This is a genomic window from Elioraea sp. (assembly GCF_022842375.1).
GTDB lineage: Bacteria > Pseudomonadota > Alphaproteobacteria > Acetobacterales > Acetobacteraceae > Elioraea_A.
Genome location: NZ_JALHPR010000004.1, coordinates 84,671 through 97,759 on the forward strand (window position 1 = coordinate 84,671; position 13,089 = coordinate 97,759).

The window sequence follows — 13,089 nt, forward strand, 5'->3', positions numbered from 1 at the left end:
ATGACCGAGAGCTACGCCAACCCCGATGCGCTGGTGAGCACCGCGTGGCTCGCCGACCATCTCGGTGACGCGTCGATCGTGGTGGTCGACATCACCAAGTACCTGCCGAACGAGCCGAAGGATGGGAAGGCCGAGTACCTCAACGCGCGCATCCCGGGCGCGCGGTATCTCGACATCGATGCGGTGGCGGACCGGTCATCCGACCTGCCGCACATGCTGCCCGACCCCGCCGGCTTCGCTGCGGCGATGGAGGCACTCGGCATCGCAAACGCGCACCGCATCGTGTTCTATGACCAGAAGGGCATGGCGTCAGCTGCGCGCGGCTGGTGGATGATGCGCGCCTTCGGGCACGACGCGGCCTCAGTGCTCGATGGTGGCCTGCCGAAATGGGTCGCCGAAGGCCGCCCGACCGAGAGCGGCGCGCCAGCGGCGCCGGCGCAGGCCGTGTTCGCCCCTGCCTTCCGGCCCTGGCTCGTGCGCGATCGCTCCGCCGTGCTTGGCAATGTGGCCACGCGGGCGGAACAGGTGGTCGACGCCAGGCCCGCCGGCCGGTTCGACGGGACGGTGCCTGAGCCGCGCGCGGGGCTCCGGGGCGGCCACATCCCGGGCTCGTCCAACGTCCCGCATCTCACGTTGCTGAACGCGGACGCGACGTTCCGCGCAGCACCGGAGCTTCGTGCCATCCTCGCCAAGGCTGGGGTGGACGGGACGCGGCCGGTGATTGCCTCCTGCGGCTCCGGCGTCACGGCGTGCGCCATCGCCTTCGCTGCCCATCTCGTCGGCCACCCTGACGTCGCCGTCTATGACGGAAGCTGGACGGAGTGGGGCGGCCATCCCGACACCCCCGTGGAGACCACCACCCATGCCTGACGACAGCGCGCCCAAGGGCGCTGGCTCGAAGCACCAGGGCCACGGCTTCTCGACGCGCATGAGCCATGCGGGCCGCGCCGGCACGCGCGCCCACGGCTTCGTCAACCCGCCCGTCGTGCGCGGCTCGACCGTGCTGTTCGCCAATTGCGCCGACCGCATGGCATCGGCCACCAAGCGCTACGACCAGGCGCTCACCTACGGCACGGGTGGCGGGCCGAACCACCACGCGCTCGAGGACGTGATCTGCGAGATCGAGGGCGGACATCGTTGCCAGATCGTCTCGACAGGCCTCGCGGCCGTCACGGTGCCGCTGCTCGCCTTCCTCAAGACGGGCGAGCACCTGCTGCTGCCCGACAGCGTCTACGGCCCCGCGCGCGGCTTCGCCGACGGCATGCTCGCGCGCCTGGGCATCGAGACGAGCTACTACGACCCAGCCGTCGACGAAGCCGGCATGGCGGCGCTGATCCGGCCCGCGACCAAGGTCGTCTACACCGAGAGCCCGGGCAGCCACACCTTCGAGATGCAGGACATCCCCGCCATCGCGCGCGCGGCGCACGCGAAGGGGGCGAAGGTGATGATGGACAACACCTGGGGCATCCATCACTTCCAGCCCTTCCGCCATGGCGTCGACGTCTCGATCCAGGCGCTGACGAAATACGTCGTCGGCCATTCCGACGTGCTGCTGGGTTCCATCACGGTGGGCTCCGAGGAGGACTGGCAGGCGCTGCGCTGGGCGTCGCTGCAGCTCGGGCAGTACGCCTCGCCGGATGATTGCTGGCTGGCACTGCGCGGCGTGCGGACGATGCCGGTGCGGCTGAAGCAGCAGGCCGAGAGCGCGCTTGCGGTCGCCGCCTGGCTTGCCAGGCGGCCCGAGGTGCTGCGCGTGCTCCATCCCGCGCTGCCGGGAGCGCCGGGCCACGAGATCTGGAAGCGCGACTTCACCGGCGCGTGCAGCCTGTTCGGCCTCGTGCTCCGCCCCGAGTACAGCGTCGCCGCGAGCCATGCCTTCGTCGACAGCCTCAGCCTGTTCGGCATCGGCGCGTCATGGGGCGGCTATGAGAGCCTGGCGCTGCCGACCACCGGCTTCGTCACCCGCACCGCGACGAGCGGCGACACGGGCGGGCCGACGGTGCGGCTGCATATCGGGCTGGAGGACACGGCAGACATCATCGCCGATCTCGAGGCAGGCCTCGCCGTGCTGCGCGGCTTCAAGGGGTAGCGCCGCCTTACTGGGCCGAGCAGGCGCGGCAGGTTCCCTCGACCTCGACCGTGGCATGCGCGGGGCGGAACCCCGCGCGGCGCGCGGCGGCGGCCAGCGCGGCACGGACGCCGTCATCCTCGATCTCCTCGACCCCGCCGCAGCGGCCGCAGATCAGGAACTGCGCGGCGTGGGCATGGTCATGCGCATGGCCGTGCTCGTCGCAGGCATGGGCGCAGCCCACGTTGCAGCCGATGAAGGCATTGAGCCGCTCGATCCGATGCACGAGGCGATGCTCGGTCAGGAACTCGAGGGCGCGATAGACGGTGGGCGGTGCCGCGCCGGCATGGTTGGGCTTCAGCCGGTCGAGGAGCGCGTACGCGCCAAGCGGCACGGGGCTTTCGAGGACCAGTGACAGCACCTGGCGGCGAAGCTCCGTCAGCTTCGCCCCGCGCGCGGCGCAGTGCGCCTCCGCCCGGTCGAGTGCCGCCTCCACATCCGCCACTCCCGGTCTCTGCGCTGCCATGGTCACGCTCCTCTCTGCGTTATAATATACGGTGACGAGAGAAACGCGAAGGACGCACCGTGGCCATCGACCCCTATGCCCCACCGCCCGAAGCCGCCCGCGAGGCGCTGATCGCCGCGATCCGCTTCGATGCCACGGGCCTCGTTCCCGCGATCGCGCAGGATGCAGCAACCGGCGAGGTGCTGATGATGGCCTGGATGAACCGCGACGCGGTGGCCGAGACGCTGGCCACCGGCCGCGTCTGCTACTGGAGCCGGAGCCGCCAGGCGCCGTGGCGGAAGGGTGACACCTCCGGCCAGGTCCAGCGCCTCATCGAGCTGAGGCTCGACTGTGACGGAGATACGCTGCTCGCCCTGGTCGACCAGACGGGCGTCGCCTGCCACACCGGACGGCGCAGCTGCTTCTTCCAGGCGATCCGCGACGGTGCCGTGACCAGCATCGCTGAGCGCATCGCCGACCCCAACGCCCTCTACGGCACACGGGCATGAGCGCGCCCATCCCCGTGCCAATTCCTGTCACCGTGCTGACAGGCTTCCTCGGCAGCGGCAAGACGACGCTGCTGAACCAGCTTCTCCGCCACCCAGAGCTTGCCCGCACCGCCGTGCTGATCAACGAGTTCGGCGAGATCGGGCTCGATCATCTGATGGTGGAGAAGGTCGATGGCGACATCGTTCTGCTCTCCTCCGGCTGCCTCTGCTGCACCGTCCGCGGCGAGCTGGTCGACAGCCTGCGCCGCCTCGCCGCACGCGCCGATGCGGGTGAGCTCGGGTTCGATCGCGTCGTCATCGAGACGACGGGGCTGGCCGACCCGGCACCCATCCTGCACACGCTGATGGCCGAGGGCGACATCGTCGCGCGCTACCGGCTCGATGGCATCGTCACCACGATCGATGCCGTGAACGGGGCGGCGACGCTCGACGCACAGCCGGAAAGCGTGAAGCAGGCCGCCGTCGCAGACCGCATCGTGCTGACCAAGACCGACCTCGCCGGCGCCGAGGTGCTGGCCGATCTCTCGGCCAGGCTCGGCCGGCTGAACCCGGGCGCGCGGCGGATCACGGCGACGATGGGCGCGGTCGAGCCCGGCGCGATCCTCAATGCCGGGCTGTTCGACCCGGCGCGGAAGATCCCCGACGTCGCCGCCTGGCTGAACGCCGAGGCCTATGCCAGCCGCGAGCACCACCACGACCACCACGACCACCACGACCATCACCATCATCACCACCAGGACCATGGGGCGGGCGAGGCGCAGGACCCGCATGACGTGAACCGCCACGATGCGCGGATTAGGAGCTTCTGCCTCACCTTCGACGAGCCGCTGCACTGGCAGGCCGTCGCCACCTGGCTCGAGATGCTGATCGTGACGCGGGGCGACAGCCTGCTCCGCATCAAGGGCATCCTCGACATCGCCGGGCAGGAGCGGCCCATCGCCATCCACGGCGTGCAGCACCTGCTGCACCCCCCTGCCCCGCTGCCGGCCTGGCCGAAGCATGCGGATGGGTCTGACGACCGCCGCTCACGCATCGTCTTCATCGTACGTGACCTCGATCGGGCGGTGGTCGAGGACGGGCTTCGCGCCTTCAACCTCGCCGCGGCGAAGGAAGCGGCGGTGCGGGCCGGGGTCTAGCTTTTCTCGCGGAGCTTCACCCAGAGGATGGCCAGCGCCAGGAACAGCGTCGCGCCGTTGGCCATGATCAGGCCGGGCGCACCGCGCAGCAGGCCGTAGGCGAGCCACATCGCCACCCCCGTGCAGAACAGCAGCAGCATCGGCAGGGCGAAATCCCCCGCACTCCGCGTCTTCAGCGTCTTCCAGGCCTGGGGCACGAAGGCCACCGTTGTCAGGATGCCGGCGACCACGCCGACCCCTTCTGTCCAGTCCACCAGCGTCACCCCTTCGTTGCCGTTCCGCGCGGCGCACTCTAAGCATTCGGGGATGGAAGGCGAGACGCCCAAGCTGGACGCATTGCGGATCGAGACCCTGACAGGCCCGGCGCTGCTGCCGCACCTGAAGGATCTCGCGCGGCTGCGCATCGCCGTGTTCCGCGAGTACCCCTACCTCTACGAAGGGGATGCCGCCTACGAGGCCAGCTACCTCGCCCGCTACTGCCGCGATGGCGGGGCGGTGGTGCTGGTGCGTGACGGCGCCGCTGTGGTGGGGGCCGCCACCTGCCTGCCGCTTGCGGCGGAGAACGACGTGATCCGCGAACCGTTCGAGGACCATGGGCTCGACCCCGCGCGGTTCTTCTATTTCGGCGAATCGGTGCTGCTGCCCGCTTATCGCGGCCGCGGCATCGGGCACAGGCTGTTCGATGCGCGCGAGGCCCACGCCGCCACCTGGCCCGGCGTCGCGCATGCCTGCTTCTGTGCCGTCGTGCGGCCGGGCGATGACCCTCGCCGCCCGGACGGCCACCGGTCACTCGACGGGTTCTGGCGCCGCCGCGGCTACGTTCCCTACCCGGACCTCGTCTGCCACATGGCCTGGCGCGAGATCGGCGATGCGGCGGCGTGCCGCCACGACCTGTCCTTCTGGATCCGCCCGCTGTCGGACACGCCCCTGCCGTGACCGCCCCGCTCAGGCTGGCTGCCCTCGCCTGGCCCGTCGGCCAAAGCGAGGGGTTCGCGGCATCGCTTGACCAATGGTGCGAGGCGTCGCGCGCCGCGGGCGCCGACCTCCTGCTGCTGCCTGAATACGCGCCCTGCGAGGACGCCTTCGCCAGCGCCGGCGGCGATGCGGCGGCCGAGCGTGATGCCGCGGCTGACGCGGCACCATCGCTGGTCGCGGCGATGGAGCGCGCGGCGTCGCGGCACGGGATCTGGATCGCCGGTGGAACGGTCCTGCTGCGCCAGGCGGGAAGCGGTATCGTGAATGCGTGCCCGCTCGTCGCACCCTCGGGACTCGTCGGGATGCAGCAGAAGCACTGCCGCACGCGGTTCGAGCGCGAGGCGTGGGGTCTCTCGCCGGGCGGGCTGCCATCGGTGTTCGCCACGCCGTGGGGCGTGATCGGCATCGCCGTCTGCTACGACGCGGAGGTCCCGCCGCTGGTGCGCGCGCAGGTGCTTGCCGGGGCCTGGGCCATCCTCGTTCCAGCGTGCACCGACAGCCCCCACGGCGCGGCGCGCATCACCCTTTCGGCGCGCGCGCGGGCGATCGAGAACCAGTGCTTCGTCGCCGTCGCACCCACCGTTGGCGAAAGGCCTGGCTGCGAGAGCCTCGACGTCAATCGCGGCACCGCCGGCCTCTACGGCCCCGCCGACCATGGCTTCGCGGCCTCCGGCATCGTCGCCGAGCAGGAAGCAGACGCACCCGGCCTTGCGGTTGCCACGCTGGACCCTGCCGCGATCGCGCGCGTGCGCCGCGAGGGTGCGGTGACGAACCACGCCGACTGGCCGCAGCCTGCCGTTCCCCCCTGCCCCATCATTCCTTGTCCGGACCGTTCCGCATGACCGACCATGACCTGATCCTCCGCACCGCCATGGCGCTCATCGCCGTGCCGTCAGAGACACCGCCGGGCGACACGCGCGCGGTGGCCGATGCGGCCGAAGCGCTCCTCGCCGCCATCCCTGGCGTCGTCGCGACTCGGCATGTGAAGCGCGAGCCGGTGCACAACATCGTCGCCGTCCTGAAAGGCGCACGGCCCGGCCGGCGCATCGTGCTGTCCGGCCATCTCGACACCTACCCCGCCGGCGATCCGGCGCGCTGGACCACGCCCGCCTACGCGCCCGCCGTGCGTGACGGTCGCCTCTATGGGCGCGGGGCAGCCGACATGAAGGGCGGCATCGCCGCTGCCATCGCCGTCCTCGCAGCCCTTGCCGCAAACCGCGATTGGGCAGGCGAGGTGGTGTTGGCACTCGCCGGCGACGAGGAGAGCATGGGGCGCGACGGCACGGCCTTCCTGCTCGAGACGGTGCCCGCGATGCGCGGCGATTGCTGCATCGTCACCGATGCGGGAAGCCCTGCCGTGATCCGCTTCGGCGAGAAGGGCATGGTCTGGCTGACGCTCACCGCCGAGGGCCGTGCGGCGCATGGCGCGCACGTCCATCGCGGCACGAACGCGGCCGAGGCGGTGATGGAAGCCGCGCGACGGATCGTTGCACTCCGCGACACGAAGGTGACGCTGCCCGACGACGTCGCCGCCGCGATCGCCGCGGCGAAGCCCGTCAGCGAACCGCTCGGCGGCGCTGGCGAGGCAGACACATTGTCGCGGATCACCGTGAATCTCGGGCGGATCGCTGCCGGAACGAGCCCGAACCTGATCCCCGACACGGCCATGGCTGGCTGCGACATCCGCCTGCCGCCAGGCGTGACCACCGCGGCGGTGATCGCTGCCGCACGCGCGGCCATCGCCGATCTGCCGGGCGTGACGCTGAAAACCGATGTGGTGTGGGAACCGACCGTCACGCCACCCACGCACCCGATGTTCGACGCGCTCGCGCGTGCCGCGACGCCGATCCTCGGCGCGCGGCCCGTGCTCAACATGCGCGTCGGTGCCTCCGATGCGCGGCTGTTTCGCCTCGCCGGCATCCCCACCGCAGTGTTCGGCCCGACGCCGCACGGCATGGGCGGGGGTGACGAGAACGTCGTGCTCGCCGAGCTCAACGCCATCGCCGATGCGCTCGCCGTCGCGGTGCGGGAGCTTGCCGCTGCATGACGCTCGTCTACCTGGTTGCCGGCGAGGCCTCGGGCGACATCCTCGGTGCGCGGCTGATCGCAGCACTCCGCGCGCGGCGGCCCGATCTCCGCGTCGCCGGCATCGGCGGGGCACGGATGCAGGCGGAGGGCCTCGTCTCGCTCTTCCCGATGGAGGAGCTGTCGCTGATGGGGCTCGCCGAGGTACTGCCCTCGCTCGCCCGCCTCATCCGCCGCATGGGCGAGGCGGAGGCCGATATCCTCACGCAACGACCCGCGGCGCTGGTGACGATCGATGCGCCCTCCTTCACGCTGAGGCTGGCCGCGCGCGTGCGGCCAAAGGGCGTGCGCGTCGTGCACTATGTCGCACCGCAGGTCTGGGCATGGCGGCCGTGGCGGGTGAAGCGCATTGCCGCCTCGGTCGACAGGCTGCTCTGCCTGCTGCCGTTCGAGCCTTCGTTCTTCGCCAAGGCCGGCATCGATGCGCGCTTCGTCGGCCACCCAATCCTGGAAGGCGCCGTCGCGGGTGACGCCAATGCGTTCCGTCAACGCAATGGCATCGCAGCCGATGCGAAGGTGCTGGTGGTGATGCCGGGAAGCCGTGGCGGCGAGCTCAACCGGCACCTGCCCGTGTTCGGGGCAGCGATCGACCGGCTGCGCGAGGCCGTGCCGGGTTTCGCGCCCGTAGCGCTCGCCCTGCCGCGCCATGTCGCGCGCATCGAAGCCGCGTGGCCTCGCATTCCCGTTCTTTCCGCCGATGGCGAGAAGCGCGATGCGCTTGCCGCGGCGACGGCAGCACTCGTGAAATCCGGCACCTCGTCCCTCGAAGTTGCGCTCGCCGGCGTGCCGCAGGTGGTGGCCTACAAGGTGAACCCGATCACGGCAGCGATCGTGCGGCGGCTGGTGAAGGTCCGCCACGCCTCGCTTGTGAACATCCTCGCCACCACGCCCGCGATCCCGGAGCTGATCCAGGAGGCGTGCACGGGCGAGACGCTCGCCGCCACGCTCGCACCGCTGCTCGCTGATCCTGCCGCCGCCGCGGCGCAGCACGCGGCCTACGCGGAGGCCCGCGCCGCGCTGTCCCCGCCAGGTGGCCAGCAGCCAAGCGAGGCGGCAGCGGACGCCGTTCTCGCCGCGATCGACGAAAAAACGGGCTTCACGGGCGGGCTTGACGGGCGGGCTTGACGGCCGGGTCAGGCACGAGAACAGTCCGGCAGCAAGACAAAGATGCCCGGCATGCATGGGCCGATATGGGAGGATGGTTCGATGCAGCTTCGTCGTCGCACGCTGCTTGGCGCGGCAGCACCGCTCTGCGCAGCACCGATCCTGGCCGCAACGATCGGCCCGGCGCGCGCGCAGGCATTCCCTTCGCGGTCGATCCGTATCGTCGTTCCATTCCCCGCCGGCGGAACGACCGACATGCTCGCCCGCCTGATCGCACAGGGCATGACGACGACGCTCGGCCAGCCCGTGGTCGTCGAGAACCGCGGCGGCGGCGGCGGTGCGATCGGGGCCGACGTGGTCGCCAAGGCAGCGGCCGATGGCTACACGCTGCTCTTCCACAACCTCACCTTCACCACGACCTCGGCCGCGCTCGCCGACGCCGGGCGCGCGCCGCACGACATGTTCCGTGATTTCGCTCCCGTATCACTTGCCGCGAACGTGCCGTTCCTGCTCCTGGGTGCGGCCAATGTCCCGGCTGGCAACCTCACGGAGTTCGCAGCCTGGGCCAGGACGCAGCCTGCCACCGCGCTGAACTATGGGTCGACGGGCCCTGGCAGCACGATGAATCTGCTGGGCGAAGTCTACAAGCGCGATGCCGGCATCACGATGGAGCACATCCCCTTCCGGGGTGCGGCGCCGCTGGTGCAGGAGATGCTCGCAGGCCGCATCCAGTTCGGCGGCGACCAGATCTCCACCGCGCTCGGCCATGTGCGCAGCGGCGCGCTGAAGGCGCTCGCCACCACGGCGTCACGCCGCACCGAGGCGCTGCCCGATGTGGCGACCGTCGCCGAGCAGGGATTCCCGAACCTCGCCATCGCCGGCTGGAACGGGTTCTTCGCCCCGGCCGGAACGCCGGCGGCGGTGATCGCGCAGCTGGGCACGGCGATCCGCGCGGCGATCGCACAGCCCGATGCGGCACGGCGGATGCGCGAGGTCGCCGCCGAGCCCGTGGGCTCGGACCCGGCCGAGCTCGACGCCGTTCTGCGCGCGCAGTCGGCCGCCGTGCAGCCGCTGGTCGCGCAGTTCCGCCTCCGCGTCGAGTAGCGCCCTACAGCAGCCCGGCCGCCCGCGCCGCTACGCCGGCTGCCTCGATCCGCGCCTCGATCTCGCGCGCGACGGCAAGCGCCGCGCGGCCGGCAGTGCCATCGACCACCACTGGCGCTTCGCCACGGATCGCCGAGACGAAGCCGGCAAGCTGCGCACTCAGCGAATCAGCGTCGATCCAGCTCTCCTCCGCCACGCTGCCATCGGCGACAGCGAAATGGCGGAGGGTGCGGCCGACGAGATCGGCCTCGAGCGTGCCGTCGGCACCGGCGAGCCGGAGCGTGCGCGTCGTCGCCGGGGCGATGCGGCTTGCCGAGAGGTTCGCCGCGCGGCCATCGGCAAAAGTGAGGCGTGCGAGCGCGACATCGATCGTCTCCGACATCACCACCGCCCCCGTCGCCGCGATCTCAACGGGCGAGGCGCTGGCGAGCATCAGCACGAGGTCGATGTCGTGGATCATGAGGTCGAGGACGACGGATACATCGGTTCCCCGCGGCCGGAACGGGGCGACACGCACGCATTCGAGCGCGAGCGGCCGCGAGATGTGCCGCGTGATCGCCCCGCGCGCGGCGGAGAACCGCTCGAGATGGCCGACCTGGAGGACACGGCCCGCCCGTGCGGCACGGGCGATCAGGTCATCGGCCTCGGCCAGCGTCGCGGTGATCGGCTTCTCCACCATCACGTGGAGGCCGGCATCGAGCGCGGCAGCCGCCACGCCGTGATGCGCCCCTGTCGGGGTTGCGATGATCACCGCATCGGCCGCCACGATCGCTGCGTCGAGCGAGGGCAGGACCGGCGCGCCGACCTCGGCCGCGATCATCCCCGCGCGCTCGGCGCTCTGGTCCAGCACGCCGACGAGCTCGGCTTCGGGCGAGGCGGCGACCTTCTGCGCGTGGAAGCGCCCGAAATGCCCTGCCCCGACAATCGCGATCCTGACGCCTGCCATCCTACGCTCCCCGAAAGGTGTTTCCGCATCGGTGGAAACCGCTTCCCCATGTCTTGCGAGCACCCTCGCGCATACCGCCGTGACCAGCCGGAGGCGATCTGCTCTGGCCCCCCGCTTTGGCCGGCCGAAACTGCCCGACGCGCGCCTTCATTCCGACACCTTGGCGGGCGATCCAACCCATAAAAGCGGGGTTGACGATCTTCCTGTGTCACGGTGCTGTCACGCGGGGGCTTCAGGGCAGGGGTTCGATGCACGGTGTAGCGGAAATGGGCGGCCAGCGCAGGGTGGCCGGCGAGACGACGGTGCTGGCCATGCTTTCGGCCGGCTTCTTCGCCTCGGGCTTTGCCGCTCTGCTCTACCAGGTGATCTGGCAGCGCATGCTCGGCCTCTTCGCCGGCTCCGATGCCGTCACGGCCGCACTCGTCGTCGGCGCCTTCCTTGCCGGTCTCGGGCTCGGCTCGCTGCTCGCGGGCTTCATCGCCGACAAGCTGAACCCGCGCCGCGCGGCCTGGGCCTTCATCGGCTGCGAGGTCGGCATCGCGCTGTTCGCACTCGCCAGCCGCCCGTTCTTCTACGACGTGGTGGTCGAGCGCCTCGGCCCGATGATGACCGAGGGCTGGCAGATCTTCGCCGTGTGCTTCCTGGGCCTGCTCGCGCCGACGCTGCTGATGGGCCTGTCGCTGCCGCTGCTCGCGCGCGCGGTGGTGGCGCGGCTTGAGACGGCGGCCGGGCGGATCGGCTGGCTCTACGGCATCAACACGCTGGGGGCCGCGGCGGGAACGTTGCTCGGCGGGTTCTGGCTGGTCGGCACGGTCGGGTTCGAGGCGGCCCTCTGGGTGGGTGCGGGGCTGAACCTGTTCGCCGCAGCCGTGACGCTCGCGGTGCTCGGGTCGCTGCCGCGCACGGTGGCGGTTACCCCGGCGGCGACAGGTCCGGCGACGGAAAGTGCCGGTGACGACGGGCTCGGCCTGCCGGCCTGGACGTTCCTGGTCTTCCTCTCGGGCTTCTTCATCATCGCGCTCGAGATCCTCTGGGTGCGCGTGCTCGGCATCGCCGGCCAGGCGAACGCCTATTCCTTCTCGCTCATCCTCGGCATCTTCCTGGCCGCTGACGGGCTTGGCGTCGTTGTCGGCGCGCGCTGGGTGAAGCGGGTCGCAGATACGCGGGCGGCATTCTTCCACCTCCAGTCCTGGGCCGCGCTCTACGCGCTCGTCACGCTGCTCGGGTTCCGCCAGCTCTATGGCTGGCCTGCCTTCGATGCCTTCCTGGGCATGGAGACGTTCCGCCACGGCCCTGTCGAGATCAGCATCATTGCCGGCCTCGGGCTCGTGCTGATCGGCCCGCCCGCCTTCCTGCTGGGGATGAGCTTTCCCGTCGTGCAGAAGGCAGTGCAGCGTGACCTCGCCTCCGTCGGCTTCCGCGTCGGGCTGGTGCAGGTGGGCAACATCGCGGGCAACGCCGCGGGAAGCCTGATCGGCGGGCTCGTGCTGCTGCACCTCCTCGGTACGGCGGGAACGGCGCGTGCGGTCGGGCTGCTCGCGCTTGGCATGCTCGTGCTCTGGCTCGTGCTCGCCGCGCGCGGCGGCGTGCACGACCGAAGGGGTGCCGCGCTGGCCGCCGGGCTCGCGGTCGCGGTCGCGCTGTTTCCCACCAACACGGTGTGGTGGAGCCGCATCCACGGCGTCGGCCCCGGCCAGACCGCCTTCGTGGCGGAGGATCGGTCGGGCGTCGTGGTGCTCAGGCTCCAGGACGATTCGGGGCCGATGTTCATCACCGGCCACACGCAGAGCCGCCTGCCCTTCTGGCCGCACCATTACTTCCTCGGCGCGCTCGGCCCCGCCCTGCACCCGAGCCCGCGCGACGTGCTGGTGATCGGCTCCGGCTCCGGCGGCACGCCCTTCGCGGCGGGCTGGAACCCGGAGACGCGGCACATCCGCGCGATCGAGCTCATCGCCCCGGTGTACGACGTGATCCGCGACTATGCCGTGACCAAGCCCGGCAGCGCGCTTGCAGCACTGACCGAGGACAAGCGGTTCGACCTGGTGGTCGGCGATGGCAGGCGGGAGATCTTCGTCTCCGGTGCGCGGTATGACGTGATCGAGGCCGACGCGATCCTGCCGCAGACCTCCCACAGCGGCATGCTCTATTCCGTCGAGTTCCTCGCCCTGGTGCGCGGGGCGCTGAAGCCTGGCGGGCTGTTCGTCCAATGGGCGCCGACGGAGCGCGTGGCGCGCAGCTTCCTCCAGGCCTTCCCGCATGTGCTGATGCTCCAGCCGATCTCGCTGGTGATCGGCAGCGACCAGCCGATCCCGTTCGACGCCGAGGCGCTGAAGGCACGGTTCGGAGAACCCGCGTTCAAGGCCTGGGCGGCGCGGGCGGGCGTCGATATCTCCGGCTTTCCAGGGCTTTTCGCCGATCCGCCCCGCATCTGGCGCCCGGAGACACCGCGCGGCGGCCCCGACGAGGTGAACACCGACCTCTTCCCCCGCGACGAGTTCTACCTCAACAACACGCTCCGCGGCGCCGCGATGGTCACGCCCCGCTGAGGCCGACGCACGCGAGAGGCCAGGGCGGTTGCTCCCGGCGGGCATGAGAGGCATTCTCCGGCCCCGATTCATGGCCGGGGCAGCGCCCCGGCAGCCCGGCCATGCTCGCCG

General features: G+C 71.0%; 13 protein-coding genes. 10 read left to right on the top strand and 3 right to left on the bottom strand.

The annotated features are described in order from the left end of the window. Together sseA and metC are read left to right on the top strand one after the other, a co-directional pair. Entirely contained in the window at positions 1–870 is an 870-nt protein-coding gene (gene sseA, locus Q0C38_RS05280; RefSeq protein WP_291296017.1) for a 3-mercaptopyruvate sulfurtransferase, read from the top strand. Beyond that, positions 863–2,089, top strand: coding sequence for a cystathionine beta-lyase (gene metC, locus Q0C38_RS05285; protein WP_291296018.1), 1,227 nt, complete (start codon positions 863–865; stop codon positions 2,087–2,089). Before sseA ends, metC begins: the two co-directional genes overlap by 8 nt. 7 nt (positions 2,090–2,096) lie before the next feature. Here the strand turns inward: metC and Q0C38_RS05290 are convergent, their stop codons facing one another. Next, positions 2,097–2,594 (bottom strand): Fur family transcriptional regulator, encoded by a 498-nt coding sequence (locus Q0C38_RS05290; protein WP_291296019.1) that lies wholly within the window; start codon positions 2,592–2,594, stop codon positions 2,097–2,099. Between the two features lie 59 nt (positions 2,595–2,653). Here Q0C38_RS05290 and hisI point away from each other — a divergent pair, with 59 nt between their 5' ends. Beyond that, complete coding sequence (gene hisI, locus Q0C38_RS05295) at positions 2,654–3,082, top strand: phosphoribosyl-AMP cyclohydrolase (RefSeq protein ID WP_291296020.1); 429 nt, start codon at positions 2,654–2,656, stop codon at positions 3,080–3,082. Continuing rightward, the gene (locus Q0C38_RS05300) at positions 3,079–4,218 is read left to right on the top strand and encodes a GTP-binding protein (protein WP_291296021.1); all 1,140 of its coding nucleotides are present in this window, start codon (positions 3,079–3,081) and stop codon (positions 4,216–4,218) included. Before hisI ends, Q0C38_RS05300 begins: the two co-directional genes overlap by 4 nt. Here the strand turns inward: Q0C38_RS05300 and Q0C38_RS05305 are convergent. After that, the gene (locus Q0C38_RS05305) at positions 4,215–4,472 is read right to left on the bottom strand and encodes a SemiSWEET family sugar transporter (protein ID WP_291296022.1); all 258 of its coding nucleotides are present in this window, start codon (positions 4,470–4,472) and stop codon (positions 4,215–4,217) included. The genes Q0C38_RS05300 and Q0C38_RS05305 overlap by 4 nt on opposite strands. Positions 4,473–4,524: 52 nt before the next feature. On the opposite strand from Q0C38_RS05305, the gene Q0C38_RS05310 reads away from it, so the two are divergent. The 5 genes from Q0C38_RS05310 (at position 4,525) to Q0C38_RS05330 (ending at position 9,486) form a co-directional block, all read left to right on the top strand. Continuing rightward, on the top strand, positions 4,525–5,154 hold the full coding sequence (locus Q0C38_RS05310; RefSeq protein WP_291296023.1) for a GNAT family N-acetyltransferase: 630 nt from the start codon (positions 4,525–4,527) through the stop codon (positions 5,152–5,154). Then, positions 5,151–6,035, top strand: a complete 885-nt coding sequence (locus Q0C38_RS05315) for a nitrilase-related carbon-nitrogen hydrolase (RefSeq protein WP_291296024.1) — start codon at positions 5,151–5,153, stop codon at positions 6,033–6,035. Before Q0C38_RS05310 ends, Q0C38_RS05315 begins: the two co-directional genes overlap by 4 nt. Beyond that, entirely contained in the window at positions 6,032–7,240 is a 1,209-nt protein-coding gene (locus tag Q0C38_RS05320; protein ID WP_291296025.1) for a M20/M25/M40 family metallo-hydrolase, read from the top strand. Before Q0C38_RS05315 ends, Q0C38_RS05320 begins: the two co-directional genes overlap by 4 nt. Next, the gene (gene lpxB / locus Q0C38_RS05325) at positions 7,237–8,403 is read left to right on the top strand and encodes a lipid-A-disaccharide synthase (protein WP_291296026.1); all 1,167 of its coding nucleotides are present in this window, start codon (positions 7,237–7,239) and stop codon (positions 8,401–8,403) included. The genes Q0C38_RS05320 and lpxB overlap by 4 nt, the downstream gene beginning before the upstream one ends. A gap of 81 nt (positions 8,404–8,484) precedes the next feature. Next, positions 8,485–9,486 carry a tripartite tricarboxylate transporter substrate binding protein gene (locus tag Q0C38_RS05330; protein WP_291296027.1) on the top strand — a complete coding sequence of 334 codons (1,002 nt, stop codon included), beginning with the start codon at positions 8,485–8,487 and terminating at the stop codon, positions 9,484–9,486. A gap of 4 nt (positions 9,487–9,490) precedes the next feature. Here Q0C38_RS05330 and Q0C38_RS05335 read toward each other — a convergent pair whose 3' ends face one another. After that, positions 9,491–10,432: a Gfo/Idh/MocA family protein gene (locus Q0C38_RS05335; protein WP_291296028.1), complete on the bottom strand. Its 942-nt coding sequence runs from the start codon at positions 10,430–10,432 to the stop codon at positions 9,491–9,493. 248 nt (positions 10,433–10,680) lie between these two features. On the opposite strand from Q0C38_RS05335, the gene Q0C38_RS05340 reads away from it, so the two are divergent. Continuing rightward, positions 10,681–12,978 (top strand): fused MFS/spermidine synthase, encoded by a 2,298-nt coding sequence (locus Q0C38_RS05340; protein WP_291296029.1) that lies wholly within the window; start codon positions 10,681–10,683, stop codon positions 12,976–12,978. The last annotated feature ends 111 nt before the right edge of the window (positions 12,979–13,089 follow it).